Consider the following 26,477-nt stretch of genomic DNA (forward strand, 5'->3'; position numbering starts at 1 on the left):
TCGCGACGTTGCGGTTCGGTGTTCACCACCGGCGGGACGGATTACGCGCCGCGCACTGCACACACTGCCGGGCCGCGGGGAGCACCTCGAGACGCTCGGGATCGATGATCTCACCGCACGTCTCGCAGCGGCCGTACGCTCCGCGACCGACCCGCTCGAGGGCAGCGTCGATCTCGTCCAGACGGACCCGCGATCGTTCGAGCTGGGCCACCAACTGGCCGCGCTCGACGGCGAGCGTCGTCCCTTCTGGATCGTGTTCGTCGTCGGAGGCGGCGTCGGCGGTCGCCTCGATGACGGCGGCGAGGCGGGCAGACAACGACTCGATGAGCGTCGCGGTTCTCTCGCGTTCGGCGATCAGCGATGCTTCCGATTCGTGCGGGTCGGACCGGGTCACGACCGCACCCGGGTGTGTCGTCTCACGGATCCATTTGTACGCCGCATGTCCGACGATCGCGTTCACTCTCGAACGTCGCGGAGACCGACGGCGCCGCGCAGGCCGGAACAGTTGACGCACCCCACGCAGTCGACGCAGTCCGTGCACCGGACGCAGCCGACACATCCAGCGCATCGCCGGCACAGCAGACAGGCCACGACACCGACACTGCCTGCGACCCCGACACTGATTGCGGTGGCGAAACTTCCGGCGACGACAAGACTGGCCATCGTCACCGCCGAACCCGTCACGATCGCGCTCGCCACCGTAGCCGCCGAGGAACTGACACCGGCACTGGACACCGTGCCGGCCGACCCCGCGACGGCAGCGCTCGCGACGGTGCCGACCGAGCCGGCAACTGCCACGCTCGACGTGGTCGCGATCGAACCCGCAACCGCGGTCGAGTTCACGGTCGAGGGAGAATCGACGACAGAGGTCCCATCACGCGTGAGCGTCCACATGAAGTCCATGGTCGCGCAGTCGGAGTGCACACGCTGGGGTTCAGAGGCAACTCACCGCTGTTCCGCAGAACCCTCCGGCACTCAGGTCCCGCAGAACGTCTGAAACGCCGATGTGAACTCGTCCGACGCAGGGGCGGTGTACTTGACCCAGTCGACGCGCCGGTCGAACGGGTGCGTCACCACGTCGAGCAACTCCTCGAATGGCGCGAGGTCGCCCTCGTGCGCGGCACGGAGCGCGGCGTCCACCATGTGGTTACGCGGGATGTAGAGCGGGTTGACGCGGTCCATCGCGTCAGCGGTGGCGCCGTCGTCGCGGCCGTGTCGTGCGAGCGTCTCTCGCCATCGTGCGAGCCAGGGCGCCGAGAGCTCCCGTGGGAGGAGCTGGTCGAGGGGAGCCGTTCGTCCGCGGAGTTCGTCGGCGAGCGCACGGAAGGTTCCGGTCCAGTCCGCGCGGTGTTCTGCCATCAGGCCCAGCAGGTCGTCGATGAGGGCGTGGTCGACGAAGGCGTCGGCCAGCCCGAGCTTGGCGGACAGACCCTCGTTGAGGTGCTGCTCGTACAGACCGTCGAAGGTGGACAGGGTGGCGGTTGCGATGGCGATCGCGTCGTCCGGCGTGGGGCTGATCGGCCCGAGTAGGGTTTCGGCGAACCGTGCGAGGTTCCATTTCAGGACGGCGGGCTGGTTGCCGAAGGCGTAACGGCCGCCGTGGTCGATGGAGCTGAACACCGCCGCCGGGTCGAAGGCGTCGATGAATGCGCACGGTCCGTAGTCGATGGTCTCGCCGGAGATGGTGGTGTTGTCGGTGTTCATCACGCCGTGCACAAAACCGACGAGCATCCACTGAGCGACGAGGCGCGCCTGCCGTTCGACGACGCGCTCCAGCAGCTTCGCATAACGATTCCCGGCGCCGGTCGTCGGCAGATCGGTCAGGTCGGGGTAGTGGCGGGCGATCGCGTAGTCGGCGAGGGGCTGCAGGATGTCGCCGTTACGTGCGGCGAACTCGAAGGTGCCCACTCGCAGGTGACTCGATGCGACGCGGGCGAGTACAGCCCCGGGCTCGACGCCGTCGCGGTGGACCCCGCGCCCCGTCGCCACCACCGACAGCGACCGCGTGGTGGGCACACCGAGGGCGTGCATCGCTTCGCTGATCAGGTACTCGCGCAGCATCGGTCCGACGACTGCGAAGCCGTCTCCACCTCGCGAAAACGGTGTCGGGCCAGAACCTTTCAGCTGCAGATCGACACGGTGACCTTCGGTGTCGAGCAGTTCGCCGAGGAGAAGAGCCCGACCGTCGCCGAGTAGCGGGGCATATCCGCCGAACTGGTGTCCGGAGTACGCCGTCGCCACCGGCCTGCCGTCGGCGGGCACGGCTGCGCCGGCCAGGATCGCAACGCCGTCGTCGGAGCGCAAGGTCGCAGGATCGATGCCCAGCGACGCAGCGAGCTGATCGTTCACGACGAGAAGCTGCGGATCGGGCACGTCGGCGCCGCGCCATTCGACGGTGAGCGGCGTCAGCTCGTCGGCGAAAGTGCTCTCGAAGCCGGTGATCGCGTCGGAAGTGCGGGCGGGGGAGTCGGTGGCAGCCACTCTTCGAGCGTAACCACTCATCGCGATGTCCGACTTTCGCCGATCCCTAGAGGGCGATGGCAGCGCCGCAGATGCCGCAGGACTCGAACTCGCGGCGCCCCCAGCGGGCGATCGGGATGAAGAACACGGTGAACTGCTTGAACTCCCGCATCCGGGCCCACTGGGTGGTGTTGTGACAACGGGGGCAGGTCCGGGTCTGTCCTGCACCGAGCTGCTGCTGCTTGGGGCCGTATCCGAAGAGGAAGAACACTCCGTCATCGTAGGCACGACACCGACCGACGCGCCCGAGCTCGGATCGACACCGGACACCCACCAGTCGCACGCGTGTGCGAACATGGACGCGTGAGCTCGCAGAAGAGGACCGGCCTGACCGCCGGTGACCTGGAATCTCTGTCCGCGGCACTCGCGGCCGGCAAGCGTGTGACCGTCTATCTCCGTGACCCGATGCCGTCGCTCGGACTCGACGCCGGAACATCGGCGCGCGTCCTGTCCATCGAGGGTTCGACGGTGACGGTCCGACCCAAGGGCGTCGACGATCAGTTGCCCTTCGAATCCGACGAACTGCAACGCACACGTTCCGCCGCGGCACCGGCCAAGTCCGCTCCGCGTTCCGCAAGGACCGTTGCCGACCAGACGTCGACGCCGGCCCGCCCTGCACCAACACCGAAAGCAGCTGCAGTGGAACCGAAGCCGACACCCGAGCCCGCTCCGCGTCCGGAGGCCACGCCGGCTCGAGCAGCCGCGCCGAAGCCGGCTCCGGCCAAAGCTGCACGACGGTCGAAGACCTCCACGGCTGCGGTGAGCGTGACCATCACGTCAGCGGGTGAGAGCACCTGGACGGTGTCGGTGGCGCACGGCAGCAAGAAGGGCAAACTCACCGAGGTGACCGCGGACCGCGTGGCCCGCGCCATGCAGGAGCTGGGCGACGACGCGGCGATCACGGCGGTGGACGAGGTCATCGAATCCGCGCGCGAGGCCGCACAGAGGAAGATCGAGGAACTCACGCGCGAACTCGAGAACGCGCGAGCCGCGCTCGCCCACCTCGACGTCGGGCCCGCCGAGAGCTGACTGGCGTCATCCGGCCGGCGGGGCGAAGAATTCGAGCGCGATGTTGTCCGGATCGCGGAACGATATCCCTGATCCGTAGTGGGCGTGTTTGATGCCGCTGTGCGCGATTCCGGCCTTGTCCAGACGCGAAACCCACTCCTCGAGTTCGGACTGGCTGCAGGCGAACGCGATGTGGTCCAGTCCGACGTTCCGTTCGTCGAAACCGGCGGTGTCCGGCCCGCTCGAGGTATGGGTGTGGAGTCCGAAAAGCGTTCCACCGCCGAGTGCGAAGACCGTGTGATGGAAAGCCCCGGATTCTTCGTCCTCGTCAAGGACAGGTTCGGCGTCGAACAGTTTCTCGTACCAAGCGGTACTCGCGGCCAGGTCACTCACAGTGATCGCGACGTGGGTGAGCGCGGGAAATGCAGGCATCGGATGCCTCCTCCAGGAAGGCCGCCGGATGGAACTCCGGACGCACCGAACAGTTTATCGCCGGAGCCCAGGACCAGACCGCACGTTCTACCGATCCACGACTTGATCAGGTGATGGACGCACGCCACCGACCAGCCGTACTGACCGGTGCCCAGAGATACGTGGTTGTCCACGTGTGCGGCCCTTCGGGTACATCGGGTCGAGGCTCGGCAACCCGACCGTTGCACGAATGACACGTGCACAGCTGACCGATTCGTGACATCGTCGCTCCGGACGGGTGAACACTGGCTCCATGAGCCGTAGGAGATCTGCTGTCGCGGCCGGCGCCGCCACCACCGCGGCCGCGGTTGTCGTTCGTGATCTGTTTCAGCGCAGACATTCGTTGCTACGCAATTACCCGCTGATCGGGCATGCGCGTTACCTGCTGGAGACGGTCGGTCCCGAGCTGCGCCAGTACATCGTCGCTTCGAACGACGAGGAGCGTCCGTTCAGCCGCGACCAGCGACGCTGGATCTATTCCTCGTCCAAGAAGGAGAACAACTACTTCGGGTTCGGCACCGACAACGACGTCGAGTACACATCCGGTTACCCCGTGATCAAGCATCGAACATTCAATCCGGGTTCGGCGCCGGCCTCGACACCCGAGGCCGGCCACGAGGTCGTGCTGCCCTGTGCAAAAGTTCTCGGCGAAGCGCGCCGGCGGAGGAACGCATTCCGTCCGGAGTCGGTGGTCAACATCTCCGGGATGAGTTTCGGGGCTCTGTCCGCGAACGCCATCGAGGCCTTGAATCGCGGGGCCGCCCTCACGGGCGCGCTGCACAACACCGGCGAGGGCGGGATCTCGCCCTATCACCGACACGGTGGCGAGCTCGTCTTCCAGCTCGGCACAGCCTATTTCGGCTGCCGAGACGCACAGGGACGGTTCGACCTCACCCGATTGAAAGACCTCGTGGCCGAAGCCCCGGTCCGCGCCTTGGAGATCAAACTCAGCCAGGGAGCCAAACCCTGCCTGGGCGGCTTCCTACCCGGCCCCAAGGTCTCTGCGGAGATAGCCGCGACGCGCGGCGTCGCCGCCGGACGTGATTGTGTGAGCCCGTCACGCCATGCGGAGTTCACCGACGCGGACAGCATGCTCGATTGGGTCGAGCTCCTCGCCGCCGAAACGGGTCTGCCGGTCGGGATCAAATCCGCAGTCGGCGACATCGATGCCTGGTATCAGATCGCCGACCTGATGGCGGACACCGACCGTGGCGTCGACTTCATCACCATCGACGGAGGGGAGGGCGGCACCGGAGCTGCGCCCCTGTTGTTCTCCGACTCCGTGTCGCTGCCGTTCCTGCTCGGTTTCAGCAGGGTTTATCGGGTGTTCGCCGAGCGAAACCTCCACGAGCAGATCACGTTCGTCGGAAGCGGCAAACTGGGTCTGCCCGACAATGCGGTCCTTGCGTTCGCACTCGGGTGCGACATGGTCAACGTTGCGCGCGAGGCGATGCTGTCGATCGGTTGCATCCAGGCCCAGAAATGCCACACCGACACGTGCCCGACCGGCGTCGCCACCCAGAACAGCTGGCTCACAAGGGGACTGGTGCCAGACGAGAAAGCAATTCGAGCCGCGAACTACATCACGACGCTGCGGCGTGACCTGGTCAAGGTGTCGCAGGCCTGCGGAGTGGAGCACCCCGGACTCATCTCGACCGACTCAGTGGAGATCGTCGACGGCAGGCAGGGTTCCAGCCCGTTGCATGACGTGTACGGATACTCGCCGGGTATGGGTCTGCCATCCGAAGCGGATCGCGCCGCGGTGATCCGGCTGATGACCGGCCAGGGAAGTGGCGGGTCGGCGCCGCCATCGGCAGCGGGCCCGAGCTGAGCAGAGCACGCCGCGGACCATCCCAGCCGCCGGTTCGGCCGCTCAGTCCGGGTCGGCGAACTGTGGTTCGCGCCGGGCCATTCCCGCGTGAACGGCCTCGAGCTGGTTCGGTGAACCGATCAGCTCGACCTGCAGTTTGCTCTCGAGCAACAGCGCGGCCGACGGGTCGGCCCCGGTCCACGTCTCGTCGTAGAGGCGCTTCGCGGCGCGAACCGCGTGCGGGGACTTCGTCGCGATCTCGTGCGCGAGCTCCAACGCGCGGGCGAGCGGGTCGTCGGCAGTGCCGGTGACCAGCCCGAGTTCGTGGGCCTCGGCTCCGGAGAGCACACGACCGGTGAAGGTGAGTTCCTTGGCGACGTCCGCCCGAAGGAGACGCGGAAGCGTCTGGGTGATGCCCATGTCCGGCACCAGACCCCACTTGACCTCCATGATGGACAGTCGCGCCTCGGGGGTGGCGTAGCGGATGTCGGCGCCGAGCGCGATCTGCAGGCCACCGCCGAAGCAGTTGCCGTGAATCGCGGTGATCACCGGTGCCGGCACGTGGCCCCAGTCGAGAGACACCCGTTGCGCGTGGTTCCCGCGGTCTGCGTCATCGCGATCCAGCAGTGAGCCACCCAGTTCATCGCCGCCGAGGGAGGAGATGTCGAGACCGGAACAGAAACTCTTCCCGGCTCCGTGGACGACAACCGCCCGAATTCGACGATCCGCCGCCAGTTCGCTTGTCACGGCCAACAACGCATCGAACATCGCGGGGTCCAAGGCGTTGTGCTTCGCCGCCCTGTTGAGCGTGACCGTCGCGACGCCCGCATCGTCGACATCGAGCAGAATCCGTTGTTCCGTCATCGTCTTCACCACCTCGCCGTGTGTCGTCCGCCGTGCAATGAGCCCGGCCGCGTACTCCGAGCGCTTACACTACGGCCGTGGCGGAATCTGTCTGGGAATTCACCGAATCCGATGGTTCAATTGTCGTGCACACCGACGTGGGCGGACGGGCGGCGCGCACCGGCCACCGACTGATGATCGCGATGCGCACCTGGTCGGCGTCGGTGACGCTGACCGACCTCGTACCGACGAACCTGAAGGCCACGATCTCGGTCGACTCGCTGCATGTGGAATCCGGGGAAGGCGGACTCACCCCGATGACCGGGGCCGAGAAGTCGCTGGCCCGGGTGAACGCCCTGAAGTCCATGGACGCCGAGAAGTACCCCGAGATCGCCTACGAGGCAAGCACATTCAGCGCCACAGACGACGGTTACCACGCCGACGGAGTGCTGACGATCCACGGCAGGTCACGCCCGCATGCGCTGGACCTACAGGTCGTCGAGGCCCCTGATGGCTGGCAGATCTCGGCCGAGTCCACCGTCACCCAGAGCGACTTCGGGATCAAACCGTACTCATTGATGATGGGCACACTGAAAGTCGTCGACGACGTCCGCATCGTCGTCGAGGCCGCCCGCACTCGCTGACCGCCGGAGAGACGCACGCCGGGCCGAGCCCGGTGCCGGTGCCATCCCGGTCGGTACGCTCGAAGGTGCCCGATTTGTCGGCCAGGCCCGCCCGCGCTCAGCGGCCTGGGCGGACGAGTCCGTCGGACACGCACGAGCTGGAGAGAATCATGGAAGCACTGATCTTGATCGCCCTCATCGTCCTGATCGTCGTCGGGGTGGTGGTCGTCGCACAGCAGCGCTCCGGCACCAACGCCGCTCGGACCCTCGACGATGCAAAGGCCGACGCGCGACAAGCCATCGAACGTCTCGGCGGGCAGGTGTTCATGCTGGTGGGCGACGGACCGGCCTCCAAGCAGGCTCTCGCCGACGCCGGGGAGCGCTATACCGCGGCGGGGTCACAGATCGAGCAGGCCAACTCGCCCGCGCAGGCGCGCCTGGCCAAGCAGACCGCGATCGAAGGTCTCTACTACATCCGTGCGGCGCGGGTCGCGATGAACCTCGATCCCGGTCCCGCCATCCCCGAACTCGAGGGTCAGCAGAGCGCAGGCAAGGTCACCGAGGATCGCAAGGTCGAGTTCGAGGGACGTCAGGTCGAGGCGTCGCCCAACCCGTCCGATCGGACGCCGAACTACTACCCGGGTGGCCGCGTCGCCGGACGTCCGGTTCCGGCCGGCTGGTACTCCGAGCCCTGGTGGCGGCCGGCGCTCGTCGCAGGCGCCTGGGGAGTCGGGTCGATGTTCCTGTTCTCCGCGATGTTCTCCGGCATGGCCGGCGTCCCGTACGACGCTCAGGGCTTCGAGAGCGGCGTCGGTGACGGATCCGACATGGGTGCCGTCGAGGGCGGCGCCGGAGGCGACGATTTCGGCGGCGATACAGGCGGAGACGGTGGTTTCGGCGGAGACGGTGGTTTTGGCGGAGACGGCGGTTTTGGCGGAGACGGTGGCGGCTTCGGAGATTTCGGCGGCGGATTCGACTTCTGATCACCGGCGGACCGTTCCAGAGCGCTGATCACCGGCCGCGGCGCGTGTAACCTCCGCGGACGCCACTTCTCCTGCCACCCCGTCTGCGCCGGCGTCGCGTGGGATCGGTGATCCGTCAGGAGCGAAGGTGCCTCGAGGTGTCGCCGACATGAGTAATGTCCCCGTAGTCGCGACTCGCGAAGTGCCAGACACCCTCTTCGTCGACGACGAACGTGTCGTGGTGTCGGCCGACCATGACGACATACTCACCGTCCGGGCCATCCTGTGTGACCGTGTATTCGCAGCTGGCAGCTGCGCGGCCCTGGTCGTCGATCTGGATGGACGGTTCCCCTAGAACGTGACGGGTGCGCGGCGTCCCGTCCTCGTAGAGGATGACGGTGTCGCTCAACAGTTTCTCCACGAACGGACTACCCGCTCCGATCTGGTTTCCCGAGACGAACACTTTCGCTCGGTCGAAAAGCGCTGCGACACCGGCCAGGTCACCGGCATCCAGGCGTTGGACGTAAGTGGCCAGCAGGGTCGTGATGGTCGACTCAGGTGATGCCATCACGCACTCACCTGGACGGGTAGCGTGCGGAGGCGTCGGACGAGAAGACTTCGCTCCCACTGAGGATCCGCGGTGTCGACGGTGAACCCGCCCGGTGTGTGGTCGAGGAGATGTACGACCGCGAGGCGCCCCTCCAGTCGGGCGAGCGCCGCGCCCACACAGAGGTGGATTCCCTTGCCGAACGCCATGTGCGAGCGTCGATTCACCGGATCGGGGTCGATCCGTTCCGGGCGGTCGAAGGTCTCCGGGTCGCGGTTGGCCGCACCCCACATGAGGTACAGGTGCGAGCCGGCCGGGAGGTCGACATCGGCGAGGACGGTGTCGGTCACGACGTGGCGATAGTGCCCTCGGAATGGCGATTCCAACCGCAATGACTCCTCGACAAAGAGTGGGACGAGCTCACGGTCGCGGCGAAGTTCGTCGACGACGCGCGGATGGCGGCCGAGCAGGTACACGGCGCTCCCGAGCAGGCTTACTGTCGACTCGGCGCCCGCCGCGACCAGTTGCAGGCCGATCATGACGGCGGTGCCCTGGTCGAGGTCGCCCTGGTCGACGAGCCGGGCCAGATCGCCCATCACGTTCTCGCCCGGGTCGTCCATCGCCCCGTCGTCACGGAGCCCGTCGGACCACAGACGCTCGAGAGTGGCGGCGATGAACGGTTCGAGTGCACGGATACGTTTGGCCACCAGCGACGGCATGACCATCGCGCGGTGGTTGCGGTGTATCGGGTCGTCGGCCGTGGCCAACACGTGGATGGGAGAACCCAACTCGGCTATCGGGTACTCCTCGACCTTCCCGTCCTCTTTCCACACCATCGTCGCGGTGAGATTGGAGGAGAATTCTTCGGGCCGGGCGACCGCCTCGGCGATGGCATCCCATCCCGTCACGAGATAGAAGGTCGAGTCACCGATACGGCTGACAGGTGCGGTCCGGGTCAGGGCCAGGAGTTCGGTATAGGGGTCGTCGAGATCATGCACTCCACAAGGGTGTACGTCACCGTCCCTCGCGTTCGGCAGTATCGGCAGAGTCGAAACGATTGCCGCGTCTCATTGGCCTGCAATCGTCTCAATGGACCGCGTTGACCAGCATTTATCCGTGAACCGAACGTGTCCTGCTGTCTCACAGTGAGATCGCGCAGACTGCGTCCGGCGCCGGTCAGGACCGGGCCCGGGCATGGCGGACACTAGTCGGCGACCGGCTCGATCGACACGGCACTCGCCGTCAGTTCTTCACCGCACCGATCACATGCCAGGCGCGGACGGAACTCATGTCCCGTACCGCGGTGCGTGAAGATCAGCGCGGGACCTTCGGGAGCGCGGAACCAGCGTTGGCCCCAGGTGATCATGAAGACGACAACCGGGAAGAAGGCCACCCCCTTGGGGGTCAGGCGATAACTGACCCAGTCCGGGCGGTCGGGATTGGGTTCGGTGTCGATGGCCCCCAGCCGGACGAACCGCGCCAGCCGATCGGCGACCATTGTCGGTGGAGCGCTGGTCCGTTCGGAGAACTCGCCGAACCGTCGAGCACCGAGGAACAGTGCGCCGAGTATGGCCGCAGACCACCGGTCACCGATGAGCTCCATGGTGTGCGGGATGACCTGGGAAGGCTGTTTGGCTCCCGCCGAGCGTCGTCGGGTGATCGAAGCGGGCACGCTCCGTGGCCACGCACCGCTCGGACCGAGTTCCGCAACGACGTCGTGGGCCTCGACGCCTGCGCCGCACTCGCCACACGTCGTTGCGGGGGAGAAGAACTCGCCGCATCCCATGTGCCGCATCCGCGGTAGCGGGGGAGTCGCCGGTGGCGCCCACGTCTGCTCCCACGCCCACATCGTCAGCAGGACGGTCCAGATGTCGGCGCCGCGGCGAGTCAGCACGTATTCGTAGCGGTCCGGGCGGTGGGCGTACTGCACGCGGTCGAACAGGCCCTTGTCGGTGAGCGCCCCCAGGCGCGAGGACAACACGGAGTTGGAGATCGCACCTTCGCGCATCCAGTCGCCGTATCGTTTGGCACCTTCGACCGCGTGCCGCAGGATCCACAGATTCCACTCGTCGCCGAGGATGCCGAGGGTCACCGCAATGGCATTGTCGCCGCCGGGCTCCAGGCTGGTGAAGCTGTCGCGGTCTGGTTCCACCTCGAAGACCCTAGTCAGCTCGACGCGGCTGTATCGTCACCGGGGAGCCGACGACGAAGCTCACGACCGTCGTGGTGCTCCCGCCGATGTTCAGCGTGGCCGCACGACGTGCGTCGTCGACCTGGTAATCACCTGCGCCGGCGACGATCTGACGATGACAATCGAGGAGCATGCGGATTCCGCTGGCGCCCACCGGGTGTCCTCCGCCGAGCAGACCACCGCTGGGATTCATCGCGACCCGGCCGTCGATCTCGAGCTCGCCGGATTCGATCGCCTTCCAGCTCTCACCCGGCGCGGTGAGTCCGAAGTGGTCAATGGCCATGTACTCACTGGTCGTGAAACAGTCATGGGTCTCGATGACGTCGAGGTCGTCGACGCCTGCGATGCCCGACCGACCGAAGGCATCGGAGATCGCCTGGCGGACATGGGGAAACATCAACTCGTCGTCTGCACTGCGGGCCAGCTTGTCCTCCAGGAGCAACCCGACGGTGCGATGGCCCCAGCCCAGGATTGCCGACAAGCCCGTCGTCTCGAGTTTCGGGTGCGCCCGTCGGTATCGATCGGAGACCAGCACGACGCCGGCACCGCCGTCGGTGAGTGGACCGCAGTCGATCTTGCGGAGGTGACCCTCGACGATCGGGTTGGCGGTGTCGTCGGCGGTGAACGACTCCGGTACGTGTTCCCAGCCGCGAGTCTGGGCAAGCGGATTCCGACGTGCGTTGCGGGAGTTCAACTCTGCGATCTGCCACAGATGCTGTGGATCCAGCCCGTAGCGCTTGTCGTATTCCTCGGCGATGCGGCTGAACATGTACGGCCACATGAAGTTCGCGTCCTGACCTTCTTCGCCGATCCACGCCGCGCCGGCCATGTTGCGCGCCCCGTCGTCGCCCGGGACGTTCTTCTCGAGTTCGGCGCCGACGACGAGCGCACAGTCGTAGCGTCCGGACTCCAGATCTGCCATCGCGGCGAGAATCGCCAGAGACCCGGACGCACAGGCGCCCTCGTGCCTGCTCGCCGGGATGCTCCACAGCTCCGGGACGACCGACGCAGGCATGGCGCCGAGGTGCCCCTGACCGGTGTAGACCTGCCCGAAGGCATTGCCCACATGGATCACGTCGATGTCGCCGACCGGTATTCCCGACGCCGACACCGTTCCCGACACGACCTCATCGAAGAGCTCGGGGAGTCCACCCGTATCGCACCGGCCCGTGGCGTCCTCAGACCACCGAGTGGAAGGCCGATGACCTGACGGTCGTCGCCGGCGAGATCCCCGCCGACCTCGACGGCGTGTACCTGCGCAACACCGAGAATCCGCTGCATCCGGCGGTCAAGAACTACCACCCTTTCGACGGCGACGGCATGGTCCACGTCGTCGGCTTCCGCGACGGGAACGCGTTCTACCGCAACCGATTCGTACGCACGGACGGAATGCTGGCGGAGAACGAGGCGCAGCGTCCGCTGTGGGCCGGTACCGCGGAGATGCCCGATTGGGCCGAACGCGAAGACGGCTGGGGTGCTCGGCGACGGATGAAGGATGCGTCGAGTACCGACATCGTGGTGCACCGGGGCACCGCCCTGTCCAGCTTCTGGATGTGCGGCGACCTCTACCGCCTCGATCCGTACTCGGCGAGGACGTTGGGCAAGGAGTCCTGGAACGGCGCATTTCCCTACCATCTTGGAGTGTCGGCCCATCCCAAGGTCGACGACCGGACCGGCGAGATGCTGTTCTTCAACTACGGCAAGGAAGCGCCGTACATGCACTACGGCGTGGTCGACGAGAACAACGACCTCGTCCACTACGTCGACATCCCGCTGCCCGGCCCCCGGCTGCCACACGACATGGCGTTCACCGAGAACTACGCCATCCTCAACGACCTGCCCATGTTCTGGGACCCGGAACTACTGGAGCACAACGTGCATTTCCCGAAGTTCCACCGGGACACACCGTCGCGGTTCGCCGTCATCCCACGGCGCGGACAGCCCTCCGACATCAAGTGGTTCGAGGCCGATCCCACCTACGTGCTCCACTTCGTGAACGCCTATGAGGTCGGCGAAGAGATTGTGTTGGAAGGGTTCTACCAGAGCGAGCCCGAGCCGACAGCCGACGGAATCACCGACAAATGGCAGCGCGCCTTCCGTTACCTGGCGCTCGATCACTTCCAGTCGCGCCTGCACCGCTGGCGGTTCGATCTCCGGACCGGTCAGACGACCGAAGAACGACTGACCGACACGATCACCGAGTTCGGCATGATCAACGGCGGCCACGCCGGCAGCAAGCACCGCTATGTCTACGCCGCATCCGGCGTCGACGGATGGTTCCTGTTCAACGGACTCGTCCGCCACGACACCGAGACCGGCGCCGAGGAATCGTTCCACCTCGGCGAGGGGGTCTTCGGCAGCGAAGCGTCGATGGCTCCGCGCGTCGGCAGTACAGGTGAGGACGACGGCTACCTGATCACTCTCACCACCGACATGAACGACGACGCGTCCTACTGCGTGATCTTCGACGCGGCGCGTGTCTCCGACGGCCCGGTATGCAAACTCGCACTCCCCGAACGCATCTCCAGCGGAACCCATTCCACCTGGGCAGCGGGCAGTGAGCTACGCCGGTGGCGGGAGACCGACACCGCCGCCGAGGCGGTCGGCCTCTAAGTGAAGACGGTTCGCTCGTCGCTTGCTCGCGACGTCTACGTATACGACGCCGTCCGCACCCCGAAGGGCCGCGTACGTCGCTCCGGCGGAACACTCGCCGACGTCCCCGCCCACGAGTTGCTGGCCGGCCTGTTGCGCGCGCTCGCCGCGCGCGGCCTCGACCCGCACGTCGTGGACGACATGGTCATCGGCACCAGTACCGCAGCCGGAGAACAGGGGAGTGCCATCGCACGCGCCGCGACGCTGTGGGCCGGCTGGCCCGACACGGTGCCCGGCGGCGTGGTCTCGCGTCTGTGCTGCTCCGGCATCGACGCCATCGGATCCGCCACCGCACGAGTCGCATCCGGAATGGCCGACGTGGTCGTGGCGGGCGGCGTGGAGTCGATGTCGCGCGTGCCGTTGCTGCACGACAAGCCGGCGTTCGCGTTCGACGGCGACCTCCGCGACCGGACCGGCTTCGTGACGATCGGCGTCTCGGCAGATCTGACCGCCGCCGACGCCGGGATCACCCGCGACGAGCTCGATGCCTACGCGGTCCGCTCACATCACCGAGCCGTCAAGGCCCCCACATCCATGTCGGTCGTCCCGGTGATGTCGCGCTGGGCGACACTCGCCGGCGACGAAGGAGCCCGTACTGACGCCGACGTGATCGGATTCGGCGCTTTGCCGACGCTTTTCGAGGACGACCCGTCCTGGGATCTGGTCGCCTCCCGACTGCCGGATTCGACGCGTCCGGCCGGCGGCCTGCACACCATGGCCACGGCTCCGCAGCTTGCCGACGGTGCGTCGGCGGCCCTGCTGGGTGGTGCGGAGTCGGAGCAGACCTTGGGATCGCATCCTCGCGCACGCATCCTTGCCGTCACCCAGGCAGCGGTCCGGTCACCCAGACTTTACCGCCGCGGTGGACGCAGCACGAAAAGCATTGGCACAAACCAGTCTTCGCCCGAGCGACCTCGATGTCGTCGAGGCCAACGAGTCCTTCGCCGTGTCCCCGCTGCTGCTCACCCGCGAACTCGATCTCGACCCCGCCCGGGTGAACCCGAACGGCGGCGCGTGCTCCACCGGGCACCCGCTCGGCGCGACCGGCGGTGTGCTGCTGGTGAACGCGCTCGATCACCTGGAGCGCACCGACGGCGAACTCGCTCTGCTCACGATTCCCGGCGGCCTCGGACTCGGCGCCGCAGCGATCGTCCAGCGGCTCAGATAGGCCGACGGAATGGCGAGCAGTGCCAGAACTATGGCGTGGTCTTGCTTCGGACCGCAGCGAGTTGCGACGCGATCGGTACGTCGAGGTCGGCGAGTGCACCGCGGTCGACCGGCAGACTCTGTGCCAGAACGCGTTTGCTGAACATGAACTCTTGCGGGCGATTGACGCAGTCGGCCGCGATGAGATCTCCCGCCCGCAGGTAGAAGCAGGCGAACTCGCGGTCCGTTGTCGGGTCTCCGCGGAGGACGACGGTGTCGTACCCGGTGTTGAGTCCGGCGATCTGCAGCTTGAGATCGTACTGATCGGACCAGAACCACGGAAGGGCCGAGATCGTCGTCTCTTTGCCGCACATGGTGGCCGCGGCGACCTTGGCCTGCTCGCCGGCACTGGGTACCGACTCGAGCCGAGTCTTCCCGTATCGCACATCGTGGTACGTGACGCAGTCGCCGGCCGCGGTGATCCGAGGATCGCTGGTGCGCCCCTGCGCGTCGACGACGATGCCGTCCTCGACGGCGAGCCCGGCCTCGTGCGCCAACTCGACATTCGGGCGGACACCGATCCCGACGATCACGAAGTCCGCCGGGACCATCTCGCCGTCGGCGAGGCGCACCGCGGCCACGCGACCGGTTCCGTCGTCGCCCTCGAAGCCGACGACGGCGGCATCGGTTCTGACGTGGACACCCTCGGCTTCGTGGATCCGACGGAAGAAGTCGGAGACCTCCGGTGCGGTGACCCGCTGCAGGACACGGTCGGCGGCCTCGACAACGGTGACGTCGAGACCGAGTTTGCGCAGCGAAGCCGCAGTTTCGAGACCGATGTAGCCACCGCCCACGATCACGGCGCGCCTGCTGCCCGGAACGTCGGCGCGGATCGCCTCGACGTCCTCGGCGGTCCGCAGGTAGTACACGCCACGGAGTTCGGCTCCCGGAATCCCCAGGCGCACAGGGCGGGCACCGGTACACAGGGCGAGTCGGTCATACGACAGCGACTCGCCATCGCTCAGGACAACGCGCTGCTCGGCACGATCGATGCGTTCTACCCGGGCACGACGAACCCGGATGTTCTGCTTCTCGTAGAACTCGGTTCCGCGGATCAGCAGGTCATCGATCCCGACGGTGTCCGCAAGGTACGTCTTGGACATCGGCGGACGGTGGTAGGGCAGGTACGGCTCGTCGCCGATCAGGACGATGTCGCCGTCCCAACCCGACGACCGCAGCTGGGCACTCAGTTGGGCACCGGCATGGCTGGCGCCGATCACGACGGCACGTCCCGAGGTCATGACGGTGTCTTGGGCGTGAGTTCGACCATCAGCTTGCTGTACCCACGGACGAAGTTGGACTGCACGTACTCGGGCTCTTCGAGCACCTTGATGTCGTCGAAGCGCTGCAGCAGTTCCTCCCAGAGGATCCGGAGCTGCAGTTCGGCGAGACGGTTGCCCATGCATCGGTGCACGCCGTAGCCGAAGGCCATGTGGTTCCGCGCATTCGGGCGGTCGATGATGAGCTCGTCGGCACGCTCGAACTTGCTCTCGTCCCGGTTGCCCGAGGCGTACCACATCACCAGCTTGTCGCCCTTGCGGATGAACTGCCCGTTGAGGATGGTGTCCTTCGTGGCGACCCGCCGCATGTAGGCCAGCGGAGTCTGCCAGCGGATGATCTCCGAGACCATGTTGGGGATGAGGCTCGGATCGGCCTTGAGCTTGTCGAATTCGCCGGGGAACTTGTTCAGTGCGTAGACACCGCCCGACATCGAGTTGCGCGTGGTGTCGTTTCCGCCGACGATCAGCAGCGTCAGATTGCCGATGAACTCCATCGGCCGCTTCACCAGGTCCTTGGTCTTCTCATTGGACTGCAGCATGCTGATGAGATCGAATCCCGGTGCCTCCCCGGCCTCCAGACGCGCAGCCTTGTCATGCCACAGTTCCGCGAACGCGCGGACCATCTCCAGAGCGGCCTGGAACACGACGTCGGGATCGCTGCTGCCGCCGGTCGCCTCCTCGCTGCCGGCCGCCAGGTCGGACCAGCGAACCAGCTTACGGCGTTCGTCGTACGGGAAGTCGAGGATCGTCGCGAGCGTCCGCGCCGTGATCTCGACCGAGACCCGATCGACCCAGTTGAACGGTTCGCCGACGGGAAGGTTGTCGAGAACCTCGCACACGCGTTCCCGGATCAGCCCTTCCATCTCCTTGAGGTTCTTCGGTGCCACGACGCCCTGAACCGCCCGGCGCTGCTCGTCGTGTCGGGGTGGGTCCATCGCGATGAACATCTCGACGTCGAGACCCGGTGGGGGAGTGCCGATCACGATGAAGGGTTCGGCCGAGAAGGTTTCATGGTCCTTGTCGACGGTGAGGATGTCGTCGTACCGGGTCACCGACCAGAACGGGCCGAAACGACTGCTCGCCTGATAGTGGACCGGCGCCTCGTCGCGAAGTCGGGCGAAGTAGGGAATCCACTGACCCTGCCGGTACATGAACGGGTTGCTCATGTCGATCTCGTCCAGACCGACTTGGTCCACCGGCGGGATGGGCTTTTCCACATAGGATTCCGGCCGCGTCTCGCCGAGCAGCCGAGCGCGGGTCTTGTGGAAGAGCTGGAGGCCCTGAACCTGACGGTCCAACGGGATGTTCGCCTGCACCGTCTCAACGACGCGGTCGAGGATCTGCATCAGTGGTTCTCCGATCGGTTCAGAACTGGAATTCGGGAAGATTGACGACGAGACCGTCGTGTTCGGCGGAGAGTGCGATCTGACACGACAGTCGCGAGTTCTCCTGACAATCGGGATTCATCTCGAGCATCTGCGCTTCGGTGGCGTTGCGACTGCCGGTCGCGGCGGCCCACTGGTGGTCGATCATCACGTGGCAGGTGCCGCAGGCAGCGTCTCCGCCGCAATCGCCATCGATCCCCGACACCGCGTTGTCTGTCGCGACCTGCATCAGGTTCTGACCCTCGACGAACGGGACTTCCTGCTTTTCTCCGTCGTAGGTGATGAAGGTGACGGTGGCCATGAGTTCCTCCTTGAATACCGCCCTGGGCTGTGACGGTCACCACTAGGTGTTGGCAGTGTCAACATAGAATGAACGACGATGTTGTCCCTGTCAACATCCGTTGGCATGAAAGGAGGTCGTGTCGGGTTCACCCAGGTCGGGGGACTGGCCCAACCTCGGTAGAGTGACCGCCATGGCATCGGAGCGCACCACCTATCACCACGGCAACCTTCGCAATGCCCTCATCGACGAGGCATGGGAGCTGGCGCGCAGTAGTGCTCCCGAGAAGGTGACCATCCGCGAGGTGGCGCGGCGCGCCGGCGTTTCCCACAACGCCGCCTATCGGCATTTCGCCGATCGTCAGGAGCTGATGACGTCGATTGCCGACCGCGCCCTCGCAACACTCGCCGATCTGATGCGCCAGCGGATCGCGACGGTCTCCGATGACGAGGCACCCGAGGAGGTCGCGCGCTCCCGATTCCGTGAGACCGCGCGAGCTTATGCCCTGTTCGCAATCGACGAACCGCATCTGTTCCAGGTCGCCTTTCACGCCGAGTTCTCCCGACCGGGCGTCAATCCCGACGTGTCCGCGCGCCGCGACGGCCCATACGCCATCCTGCACAGCGTCCTCGACGAGATGGTGACCGTGGGAGAGATCCCGCCCGAACGCCGCCCGGACTCCGAGATCGTCTGCTGGGCAGCGGTTCACGGATTCGCCGAGCTCTGCATCAAGGGACCTCTGGGACTGTTGCCCGAGGCCGAACGCGAGAACTACTTCGATCGGCTCATCGGCACGATCCTGCACGGACTCAAGGCGCCGTTCGCCTGACACCGACCGCCGATGGCGCTCATCGCGGATGACCCGTCATGAACTTCTGTGTCGCACGACGATTCGACTTCTTCCGGATTGCCCACCCGCGGCGTCGAGCTGACGTATGTTCACCTGAACCCAATGCCGAGGGAATCGGGTGTCTCCGCACGGGCGAGTCCGCAGCAGATGCACTGCTGCGGAACGATCGGACACTGCGGAAGAGGTACCGGATGTCAGCCAGGAGTCGCCGGAGCCGAACGACGCGCATGATCGCGGCCATCACCGTCAGCGGGCTGGCGGCCGTCGGAACCGCTTGCGCCCAGCCCACCGACGCGGGCACAGGGGAGTCGCTGCAGATCGTGCTGGGTTCGCCCCCGCCGGCGTCGCAGATACCACTGGTATACGGCGTCGGGGAGTACGGACGCGATTCCGGGCTGAACCTCAGCGTCGACGGGAACGTGACGATCACCGGCACTCACACCGACGCGGTGAAGACCTTGTCCGACGGCGATGCCGAGGTTCTCGCAACGTCGTTCTCGGCGATTCTCGATGCGCGGGAGCGGGGCGAGGATCTGAAGGTGTTCTGCCCATACGTCAGCATGGACGACTTCGTCCTGGCCGGCGCCAATGGCGTCGACACGGCCGGCCAGCTGTTCGAGCCATCGACCCGGGTGGGCGTCGACAGCCCGGGCGGCGCAGGGGCCATCGTTTTGAATGCGCTGTTGAGCGGCTTCGGTGAGGCACGTGACGTGCACGAGATCCCGAATCCGCGAATCATCGAAAACGCAACCGCCCGAACGGAAGCCTGGGCCACCGGACAGCTCGACGCCACCGTCATTCACGACACGCAGTTCGACGCCGCCCGATCGACGGTGGACCGACCGGTGTTGATCGCCACGCTCTACGAGAACGCCCCAGGTTTCCTCAAGGTGGCCCAGGCCGCCGAGGCGGGCTGGCTCGCACAGAACAGAGAACTGGCCACGCGATACTGTGCCACCACGCTGCGGGCGATGACAACGCTGAAGAGCGACTTCGCACTGTTTCGAGCGGCGGTCGGCGAGTACGTCGACGAACCTCCGTCCGAACAATCGCTTCGAGAGCTCTACGACCTCATCCAGAAATATCCGTTCTGGACAGAGGATGGCGGGCTCTCCGACGACAGCGTGGGGTTCATGATCGACATCGCGACCGAGTCGGGCGTCCTGACCCAGCCGATGAACGCCGGCGATGTCGTCGACCGGGAGACGCTGCGTCGGGCGGCCGAGCTCGCGAACACGCCGTCGAGAGGGTAGCCCTACGGCTTTAGGCAGATGCTCTGCAACGACAACGGGGCGTCGACGAAGTGATGTGCCGACTCAGACAGCGTCTCGTTCCATTCCGGAAACGATCGCGTGATGAGCCACATGATGACCCAGCCGCCGAGGAGGTTGGCCAGCAGCGTACCGACCCAGAGCTTGATCAGCTGAAGGACAGATCCCTTACGCGCCACCACCGCGGCGATGGGCATCAGGAAGTCCTCGGTGAACAGCTCGCTGTGCGCGAGGTAGATCGCGATGAGTCCGATACTGAAGGCGAGGCCGCCCAAGAGGTGGCTGCCTGTCTCGTGGACGACGGCCAGCATCGCCATGACACCGAGTCCGACCTCCAGCCCGCCGAAGAAGCCGGTGATGAGCACTGTGCGCACCGCCCGGTACAGGCGTTCGGTGCCCTCGGTCACGACTTCGTCGAAACTCTCCTCGAGCTGCTGTTCGAGGGGGCCTTCCGCGCGACCGGCCGCGCGTCGATCGTCCTCGTGGTCGCGCTGGTTCGCGGTCATCGCGCGATTCCTCTCGGAACGCGGGCAGGCGGCAGGCGCCGCCCTGGGCGGTCCCGCGCTGCTGCAGGTGCGACCCAAATGCTACGCGTCGTCGACGACCACCCAGGGGAACCGACCAGTGCGCAATCGGCGTGTTTCACCGGCGACCCCGGGCCATTTGGCGCGAAGGGGCATCCGAACAGGTTGCGACGCAGTGGTTTCCGGTCCGCTGGCCACTGCCGTGGGGAGTGTCAGGCCGGCTCCAGCGCCCGGTTCGCCTTCTCCAGAGCGGCGAGCGTCCGCAGGATCGAATCCCGCTTCGCGGTCAGGTCCGACACCTTGGCCTTGCCACTCAAGCCGGAGTCCTTCTGCGCGATCGTCAGGCGTTCCTCGATCTCGGCGAGCTGCGCCAGCAGGTTCTTGGCGCGGCTCATAAGTTCGGCGCGGTCCGGCCGGGTGACCCCGGACTTGTCGTTCTGGGTCTTGGGGGCCGGCGTCTTGCTGCTCGCCTTCGGCGCGGTGGTCGCGGTGCGGGTCGCAACGCGCTGTTCCGGCTTGGACTTGCTGCGCGTAGGCGTCTGCGAGCGGGTCTGGTTCAGCAGCACCCGGGCCTCGCGCGCGGCCACGCGGTGTTCGTGTTCCTCCTCGTCCTCGGAGGCGAGCGATCCACCCAAGGGCCGCAGACCGTACAGGCCGACGAACTCGCGGGCCGCAGCGATGGTCTGTTCTGCAGTGCGGCACCGCCCGCACCGCGGTTCGCCACGGAGTTCGGCGATGTCCTCGGTGGACGAGCACCACACGCAAACATGCGAAGTGAGGTCGGTCATGAAAGCATCGTCAGCAGCGGAGTTCACGTGAGAAAAGACTACGGCACATGGCTTTTCGTTCTGCAGCGGGGTTGCACCCTCACTTCGACGGGTGGTCCGGAGGACGATCTTCCGAGGACGCCGCCGCCTCGATGACCTCCGCAAAGGGCGACGATGTCTTCGCCGCGACCCATGACAGTCGACGGCGGCGACTGTCATGGGTCGCCCAGACGGTATCTAGCCGTCCAGAATGCGCGCGTCACTGTCCGCGAGTTGGTCGCGTGAGGTGTCCTTGAGCGCGACTCCGGATCTCCCGAGTTTGCGGGCGCCGTCCACCAGGGCCGCGGTGATCGCGGCGGCGGTCGTGTAGTCGAGACCGTCGGGCGGGTGGATGTTGGAGATGCAGTTGCGGTCAGCGTCATGGCGTCCCGCCTGCGGGAGATGGGTGAGGTAGATGCCGAGACTGTCGGCGACCGAGAGCCCGGGGCGTTCGCCGATGATCATGATCATCGTCTGGGCACGGAGGGCTTCGCCGATGTGGTCGCCGAGTGCGACCCGGGCCTGGGTCGCGATCACCGGGGGAGCGAGCGAGTAGCGCTCGCCGAGGGTGTCGAGGAGCGCGTCGAGCAGTCCCCGTCCGTGGTCGGCGAGTGCGCGCGCTGAGAGTCCGTCGGCCAGCACGATGGCGAGGTCGGCGCCGGTGTCGGGCAGATGAGACAGGTCCGCGGGCTGCCGTCCGAGATCCGGTCGCCTCAGGTACTCGCCGCGGGAGTCGGCCCGGCTCTGCACATGCAGTGCTGGTTCCGTGTCGAGTTCGCTGATCTGCCGGGTCAGGTCGTCGACGTCGAGAGGTTCGTGCACGGCGTCGCGCGCAGCGGAATGAGCAGCCTTGAACTCCAGCACTCGACGCGAGGGGAGTGAATTCCCGGCCCGGCCCAGGCCGATCCGCGCCTGCGTGGTCAATCGTAGGTCGGCCCAATGGTCCTCGGCCGGTTGATCGGCGGCGTTCATCGGGCCACCGTCAGCGAACGCAAGGGAGAGTTGACCACGTCGACCGGCAGGATCCGCCCATCGGTGTCGGCCATCCCGAGCCCCGCCAGCCAGGTCTCGAATTCGGGAGCGGGTCGGAGGCCGAGTGCCTGACGCACGTAGAGCGCATCGTGGAAGGACAGACTTTGGTAGCCGAGCATGACGTCGTCGGCGCCGGGGACGGCGATGACGAACGCCGCGCCGGCGACGCCCAGAAGGGTCAGCAGTGTGTCCATGTCGTCTTGGTCTGCTTCGGCATGGTTGGTGTAGCAGACGTCGACCCCCATCGGGAGGCCGAGGATCTTGCCGCAGAAGTGGTCTTCGAGACCGGCGCGGATGATCTGTTTCCCGTCGTAGAGGTACTCGGGTCCGATGAACCCGACAACGGTGTTGATCAGGAGTGGTTCGAGAACTCGCGCCACCGCATATGCGCGAGTTTCCAGGGTCTGTTGATCTACGGGTTTGCCGCCGGTGCCGAGATGCGCATTCGCCGACAGCGCGGAGCCCTGCCCGGTCTCGAGGTACATCACGTTGTCCCCGACGGTGCCTCGCTTCAGGGATCGGCCGGCTTCGTTGGCTTCCCGCAGGATCGCCATGTCGATCCCGAAACTTCGGTTGGCGCCTTCGGTTCCGGCGATCGACTGGAAGACGAGGTCGACCGGTGCGCCTTTCTCGATCAGGTCCACGGTGGTGGTGACGTGGGATAGGACGCAGGATTGCATTGGGATCCCGAAGCGCTGCCGGATGTCGTCGAGCAGGTACAGCAACTCCGACGTGGCGTGAGGTGAGTCGGTAGCCGGGTTGATGCCGATCACCGCGTCTCCGCAGCCCATCAGCAATCCGTCCAGAGTCGCTGCCGCGATACCGCGCGGATCGTCGGTCGGATGGTTGGGTTGCAGTCGGGTGGCGATGCGCCCTGGGAGACCGACCGTGGTGCGGAACGCCGCGGTGACCGTCGCGGCCGCGGCAACCAGGATCAGGTCCTGGTTGCGCATGATCTTCGACACGGCGGCGACCATTTCCGGGGTCAGCCCTGGTGCCACAGCGGCGATCTGATCGGCACTGTCTGCGCGAGTCGAGGTCTCGAGGAACCAGTCGCGCAATCCGCCGACGGTGAGATGTGCGATCGACTGGAACGCCACCCGGTCGTGGGTGTCGATGATCAGTCGGGTGACCTCGTCGGACTCATACGGGACGACTTGCTCCTCGAGGAAGGCTGTCAACGGTAGATCGGCGAGTTGCCATGCCGCAGCGGCCCGTTCGGCATCGGACTCGGCGGCACACCCGGCGAGTTCGTCGCCGGAGCGGCGGGGAGTGGCCTTGGCCATGAGTTCGACCAACCCGTCGAAGGTGTAGGTGGTACCCGAGATCGACTGGGTGTAGATCATCGCAGGTCGTCCTCCGCCTCGGCGAGGGCAGCGAACTCCTCGTCGGGGGAGTTGGCGACGAGCTTGTGGCGGCTGTACACGGCGAAGTAGAGCATGAACAGGGCGAACACCCCGAGGCAACACAAGGCCGCCACCACGTCGACGAGGAACGTGGCGATGACCGCGATGACCGCGACGACGAGGGCGAAGCCGGTGGTCACGACGCCGCCGGGGGTGCGGTACGGGCGCTTCATGTCCGGCTCGCGGCGACGGAGAACGATGTGGCTGACCATGATCAGCACGTAACTCGACGCGGCACCGAAGACGGCCATGTTCAGCAGGAGGTCGCCCTTGCCGGTCAGTGACAGCAGGAAGCCGACGACCCCGGGCACGATCAGTGCGAGCGTGGGCGCCTTGCGTCGGTTGGTCACCGACAACACCGTCGGCAGGTAGCCGGCTCGGGAGAGTGCGAACAACTGGCGCGAGTAGGCGTAGATGATCGAGAAGAAGCTCGCCACCAGACCGGCGAGTCCGATGTAGTTGACCACCTTGGCCATCGACGAGTCGCCCAGAGCCTCGACCAACGGGTTCCCCGACTCCGACATCGGACCGGCACCACCCGCGCCGGTCGTGAGGAACAGCACGGTCACGCAGGTGACGAGCAGGACGCTGATCGCGGCGATGATGCCCCGCGGAACATTGCGTTCGGGATTGGCGGTCTCTTCCGCCGCCAGCGGTACACCTTCGATCGCCAGGAAGAACCAGATCGCGAACGGAATGGCCGCCCAGATACCGATGTAGCCGAACGGCAGGAAGGACGACGACCCGGCGGCGTCGTTGGGTGCGATGTCGGTGAGGTTGGCGACGTCGAAGTGTCCGATGGCGGTGATGGCGAAGATGATCAGACCGACCAACGCGATGGCGGTGATCGCGAACATCACCTTCAACGCCTCACCTGCGCCGGACAGGTGGATCCCGATGAAGATCATGTAGACGACCAGATACACCCACCAGCCGTCGGTGATCCCGAACAGGTTCAACGACTCGACGTAGGCGCCGATGAATGTCGCGATCGCCGCAGGGGCAATCGAATACTCGATCAAAATCGCAGTGCCCGTGGCGAATCCACCCCATGGGCCGAGTGCGCGACGGGCGAAGGTGTAACCACCGCCGGCCGCAGGCAAAGCCGAGGACAGCTCGGCCATTCCCAGTACCAGACACAGGTACATAGCGGCGATCACGACCGCGGCGATCGCGAGACCGCCGAAGCCGCCGTGTCCGAGACCGAAGTTCCAGCCCGAATAGTCGCCGGAGACCACGTAACTCACACCTAGACCGGCGAGCAGCAGCCAACCGGCGGTGCCGCCCTTGAGCTGCCGCTTGGCGAGATAGTCCGCCGACTCCGCGTGACTGTCCACGCCACCGATGTGGTGGTGCGGACTCTGAGATTCGTCGATAGCCATGACCGGCCTCCTCGGGACAGGACCTGGACCCAGTTACCCAGGCCATACTGATCCGTAAACGTGACGCCTGACATTAAGGCGAGCAACGTTGCAACCAGGTTGGTCAGGTGGTGGGCTGTCCGAAAGGGCAGGGAACGTAGCGGTGAGACGTCGGGACCGACATGCCGCCCGATCGGCAAGACTGGGCGAGTAGGTGCTCGGAGAGGCCCTCAGCGCAGTGCGGCCACGACCTGGTCGGCCATCGCCTTCTGACCGAGTTCATTGGCGTGCATCGCTGGGAAGCTGACCGCACCCAACGTCGGCTCGACCCACCGCCGAGCGCCCGCGCATGCGTCGTGGCCGGCGGAGACCTTGGTCATGTCGACGAAGGTGGCCCGTGTGGTTGCGGCGGCGCGGCGCATGGCGTCGTTGAGGACGACAAAGGCACGGTGAAGGTATGCGGTATCTCCGGGCGTCGTGAGCAACGACGCCGAGCAGAGGGCAGTGCCCTTGGCCGGGAAGATCTGCGGATACCCGACGAGGACCACGCGGGCCCGCGGCGCGGCGCGGTTGATGCCGCGCAACGCTTTCACGAGGTCGGGATAGGTCGAGGACTTGATCTTGTCCACAAATGAGGTGCCGTACCTGTCGCGGCACGGGGTGGCCGACAACGGCGCCGACAGCCAGGCCTGCTGGCAGGCCGACGTCGCGAAACTGAAGAACCCGTTGTTGTTCGCGCCGATCGTCAAGGTGATCAGGCGGGTCGCCGGTCCTACCGCCTTGATCTGCGGTCCCTGCCACAAGTGTTGCGGCCGAGTCAGATCCTCGGTCGTCGCGCCTGAGCAACTGGCATCGACAACCGGGGTCCCGCGTCGCTCTGCGACGAGGTGGGAGTAGTTGACGAGCGAGTTGGAGCAGAACATCGCCGCATTCGTCGCCTGGGGAAATACCGATGCGCCCGCGCTGTAGCTGTCACCGAGATTGACGTACGGATGCCCGTCGGCTGCCTGGGCCGCGCCCGCATGGACGAGTCCGCCGACAAGGGCGGCGGCGGTGGCCGCCGTGGTCAGCATTGTTCGGATGCCGAGTCGTCGGCGCTTGCTGTGGCCGTACGGCACGGGCATTCGGGGCACTCCAGATCGTGGTGCTCGTGTTACTGATGTTGCTGATGAGACTAGCACGACTGGGTCCGAACCAATCCACGGTCACGCGTGAACTTTCTTTGCGTACATCGAGACGTCGTGATGAAACAACTCAACTTAGTGAGGGAGTCGGGCGAGCCAATCCAGCAGTATGCCGGTGAGGCGTTCAGGGGCGTCGAGCTGGATGAGGTGGCCCGCTTCAGGGACGATGCGGAGTTCGGCGCCGGGGTCCGACAGCAGCTTAAAACAATGCGACTCTGGAGGGCTGAATCGCCCCGGGTTTGCTGGAGGCTCGGTTAGTTGGTTG

The 26,477-nt window shown here is 66.0% G+C and carries 26 protein-coding genes and 3 pseudogenes; 10 read left to right on the forward strand and 19 right to left on the reverse strand.

Annotation, left to right across the window (positions count from 1 at the left end; all coding sequences use genetic code 11):
- Window positions 1-22 precede the first annotated feature (22 nt).
- Window positions 23-394: a TraR/DksA family transcriptional regulator gene (locus M1L58_RS16680; protein ID WP_040535021.1), complete on the reverse strand. Its 372-nt coding sequence runs from the start codon at window positions 392-394 to the stop codon at window positions 23-25.
- Window positions 395-628: 234 nt separating this feature from the next.
- On the opposite strand from M1L58_RS16680, the gene M1L58_RS23520 reads away from it, so the two are divergent.
- Entirely contained in the window at window positions 629-997 is a 369-nt protein-coding gene (locus M1L58_RS23520) for a hypothetical protein (protein WP_308221823.1), read from the forward strand.
- Here the strand turns inward: M1L58_RS23520 and M1L58_RS16690 are convergent.
- Complete coding sequence (locus M1L58_RS16690) at window positions 976-2,481, reverse strand: protein adenylyltransferase SelO (protein ID WP_441316552.1); 1,506 nt, start codon at window positions 2,479-2,481, stop codon at window positions 976-978. The genes M1L58_RS23520 and M1L58_RS16690 overlap by 22 nt on opposite strands.
- Before the next feature lie 46 nt (window positions 2,482-2,527).
- A complete protein-coding gene (locus tag M1L58_RS16695) occupies window positions 2,528-2,731 on the reverse strand; it encodes a zinc-ribbon domain-containing protein (RefSeq protein ID WP_006864900.1) in 204 nt (67 codons plus the stop codon).
- A gap of 92 nt (window positions 2,732-2,823) precedes the next feature.
- On the opposite strand from M1L58_RS16695, the gene M1L58_RS16700 reads away from it, so the two are divergent.
- Entirely contained in the window at window positions 2,824-3,549 is a 726-nt protein-coding gene (locus M1L58_RS16700) for a DUF6319 family protein (RefSeq protein ID WP_248659738.1), read from the forward strand.
- Between the two features lie 6 nt (window positions 3,550-3,555).
- Here M1L58_RS16700 and M1L58_RS16705 read toward each other — a convergent pair whose 3' ends face one another.
- Complete coding sequence (locus M1L58_RS16705) at window positions 3,556-3,960, reverse strand: VOC family protein (protein WP_248659739.1); 405 nt, start codon at window positions 3,958-3,960, stop codon at window positions 3,556-3,558.
- A 292-nt stretch (window positions 3,961-4,252) separates the two neighbouring features.
- Here M1L58_RS16705 and M1L58_RS16710 point away from each other — a divergent pair, with 292 nt between their 5' ends.
- Window positions 4,253-5,830, forward strand: coding sequence for an FMN-binding glutamate synthase family protein (locus tag M1L58_RS16710; protein ID WP_248659740.1), 1,578 nt, complete (start codon window positions 4,253-4,255; stop codon window positions 5,828-5,830).
- Between the two features lie 42 nt (window positions 5,831-5,872).
- Here M1L58_RS16710 and M1L58_RS16715 read toward each other — a convergent pair whose 3' ends face one another.
- Window positions 5,873-6,673 carry a crotonase/enoyl-CoA hydratase family protein gene (locus M1L58_RS16715; protein ID WP_248659741.1) on the reverse strand — a complete coding sequence of 267 codons (801 nt, stop codon included), beginning with the start codon at window positions 6,671-6,673 and terminating at the stop codon, window positions 5,873-5,875.
- A gap of 77 nt (window positions 6,674-6,750) precedes the next feature.
- On the opposite strand from M1L58_RS16715, the gene M1L58_RS16720 reads away from it, so the two are divergent.
- Both M1L58_RS16720 and M1L58_RS16725 read left to right on the forward strand, forming a co-directional pair.
- On the forward strand, window positions 6,751-7,296 hold the full coding sequence (locus M1L58_RS16720; protein ID WP_248659742.1) for a YceI family protein: 546 nt from the start codon (window positions 6,751-6,753) through the stop codon (window positions 7,294-7,296).
- Window positions 7,297-7,445: 149 nt separating this feature from the next.
- Complete coding sequence (locus M1L58_RS16725) at window positions 7,446-8,258, forward strand: DUF1542 domain-containing protein (protein WP_248659743.1); 813 nt, start codon at window positions 7,446-7,448, stop codon at window positions 8,256-8,258.
- 115 nt (window positions 8,259-8,373) lie between these two features.
- Here M1L58_RS16725 and M1L58_RS16730 read toward each other — a convergent pair whose 3' ends face one another.
- The 4 genes and pseudogenes from M1L58_RS16730 to M1L58_RS16745 form a co-directional block, all read right to left on the reverse strand.
- Window positions 8,374-8,805 (reverse strand): nuclear transport factor 2 family protein, encoded by a 432-nt coding sequence (locus tag M1L58_RS16730; protein ID WP_248659744.1) that lies wholly within the window; start codon window positions 8,803-8,805, stop codon window positions 8,374-8,376.
- Window positions 8,805-9,782 (reverse strand): cytochrome P450, encoded by a 978-nt coding sequence (locus tag M1L58_RS16735; RefSeq protein WP_248659745.1) that lies wholly within the window; start codon window positions 9,780-9,782, stop codon window positions 8,805-8,807. The genes M1L58_RS16730 and M1L58_RS16735 overlap by 1 nt, the downstream gene beginning before the upstream one ends.
- A 206-nt stretch (window positions 9,783-9,988) precedes the next feature.
- A complete protein-coding gene (locus M1L58_RS16740) occupies window positions 9,989-10,936 on the reverse strand; it encodes a winged helix-turn-helix transcriptional regulator (protein WP_248659746.1) in 948 nt (315 codons plus the stop codon).
- Window positions 10,937-10,946: 10 nt separating this feature from the next.
- Window positions 10,947-12,116: pseudogene (locus M1L58_RS16745) on the reverse strand (acetyl-CoA acetyltransferase); the annotation flags it as partial.
- An 8-nt stretch (window positions 12,117-12,124) separates the two neighbouring features.
- On the opposite strand from M1L58_RS16745, the pseudogene M1L58_RS16750 reads away from it, so the two are divergent.
- The 3 genes and pseudogenes from M1L58_RS16750 to M1L58_RS16760 form a co-directional block, all read left to right on the forward strand.
- Window positions 12,125-13,588 (forward strand): annotated as a pseudogene (locus M1L58_RS16750) (carotenoid oxygenase family protein); the annotation flags it as partial.
- A pseudogene (locus M1L58_RS16755) lies at window positions 13,589-14,329 on the forward strand (acetyl-CoA C-acyltransferase); the annotation flags it as partial.
- A gap of 160 nt (window positions 14,330-14,489) precedes the next feature.
- A complete protein-coding gene (locus M1L58_RS16760) occupies window positions 14,490-14,795 on the forward strand; it encodes a hypothetical protein (RefSeq protein ID WP_248659747.1) in 306 nt (101 codons plus the stop codon).
- Between the two features lie 28 nt (window positions 14,796-14,823).
- Here M1L58_RS16760 and M1L58_RS16765 read toward each other — a convergent pair whose 3' ends face one another.
- Genes M1L58_RS16765 through M1L58_RS16775 form a run of 3 tightly spaced genes read right to left on the reverse strand, consistent with a single transcriptional unit; the run spans window position 14,824 to window position 17,799 of the window.
- Entirely contained in the window at window positions 14,824-16,074 is a 1,251-nt protein-coding gene (locus M1L58_RS16765) for an NAD(P)/FAD-dependent oxidoreductase (protein ID WP_248659748.1), read from the reverse strand.
- Window positions 16,071-17,459 carry a cytochrome P450 gene (locus M1L58_RS16770; RefSeq protein ID WP_248659749.1) on the reverse strand — a complete coding sequence of 463 codons (1,389 nt, stop codon included), beginning with the start codon at window positions 17,457-17,459 and terminating at the stop codon, window positions 16,071-16,073. Before M1L58_RS16770 ends, M1L58_RS16765 begins: the two co-directional genes overlap by 4 nt.
- A gap of 19 nt (window positions 17,460-17,478) precedes the next feature.
- Window positions 17,479-17,799: a 2Fe-2S iron-sulfur cluster-binding protein gene (locus M1L58_RS16775; protein WP_248659750.1), complete on the reverse strand. Its 321-nt coding sequence runs from the start codon at window positions 17,797-17,799 to the stop codon at window positions 17,479-17,481.
- Window positions 17,800-17,971: 172 nt separating this feature from the next.
- Between M1L58_RS16775 and M1L58_RS16780 the strand changes: the two genes are divergently transcribed.
- A complete protein-coding gene (locus tag M1L58_RS16780) occupies window positions 17,972-18,607 on the forward strand; it encodes a TetR/AcrR family transcriptional regulator (RefSeq protein WP_248659751.1) in 636 nt (211 codons plus the stop codon).
- A gap of 248 nt (window positions 18,608-18,855) precedes the next feature.
- Entirely contained in the window at window positions 18,856-19,881 is a 1,026-nt protein-coding gene (locus M1L58_RS16785) for an ABC transporter substrate-binding protein (protein ID WP_248659752.1), read from the forward strand.
- Between the two features lie 2 nt (window positions 19,882-19,883).
- Here the strand turns inward: M1L58_RS16785 and M1L58_RS16790 are convergent, their stop codons facing one another.
- The 7 genes from M1L58_RS16790 to M1L58_RS16820 all read right to left on the reverse strand — a co-directional run.
- A complete protein-coding gene (locus tag M1L58_RS16790) occupies window positions 19,884-20,405 on the reverse strand; it encodes a formate/nitrite transporter family protein (RefSeq protein WP_248659753.1) in 522 nt (173 codons plus the stop codon).
- Between the two features lie 230 nt (window positions 20,406-20,635).
- Complete coding sequence (locus M1L58_RS16795) at window positions 20,636-21,211, reverse strand: hypothetical protein (RefSeq protein ID WP_248659754.1); 576 nt, start codon at window positions 21,209-21,211, stop codon at window positions 20,636-20,638.
- A gap of 216 nt (window positions 21,212-21,427) precedes the next feature.
- Window positions 21,428-22,201, reverse strand: coding sequence for an ethanolamine ammonia-lyase subunit EutC (eutC, locus tag M1L58_RS16800; RefSeq protein WP_248659755.1), 774 nt, complete (start codon window positions 22,199-22,201; stop codon window positions 21,428-21,430).
- Window positions 22,198-23,607 (reverse strand): ethanolamine ammonia-lyase subunit EutB, encoded by a 1,410-nt coding sequence (locus tag M1L58_RS16805; protein ID WP_248659756.1) that lies wholly within the window; start codon window positions 23,605-23,607, stop codon window positions 22,198-22,200. The genes eutC and M1L58_RS16805 overlap by 4 nt, the downstream gene beginning before the upstream one ends.
- Window positions 23,604-25,049, reverse strand: a complete 1,446-nt coding sequence (gene eat, locus M1L58_RS16810; protein ID WP_248659757.1) for an ethanolamine permease — start codon at window positions 25,047-25,049, stop codon at window positions 23,604-23,606. Before eat ends, M1L58_RS16805 begins: the two co-directional genes overlap by 4 nt.
- Window positions 25,050-25,258: 209 nt before the next feature.
- The gene (locus M1L58_RS16815) at window positions 25,259-26,152 is read right to left on the reverse strand and encodes an SGNH/GDSL hydrolase family protein (RefSeq protein ID WP_006864925.1); all 894 of its coding nucleotides are present in this window, start codon (window positions 26,150-26,152) and stop codon (window positions 25,259-25,261) included.
- Between the two features lie 135 nt (window positions 26,153-26,287).
- The coding region (locus tag M1L58_RS16820; RefSeq protein ID WP_248659758.1) for an alpha/beta fold hydrolase at window positions 26,288-26,477 on the reverse strand (190 nt) is incomplete at its 5' end.

The organism is Gordonia sp. C13, from assembly GCF_023218005.1.
Classification (GTDB): domain Bacteria; phylum Actinomycetota; class Actinomycetes; order Mycobacteriales; family Mycobacteriaceae; genus Gordonia; species Gordonia namibiensis.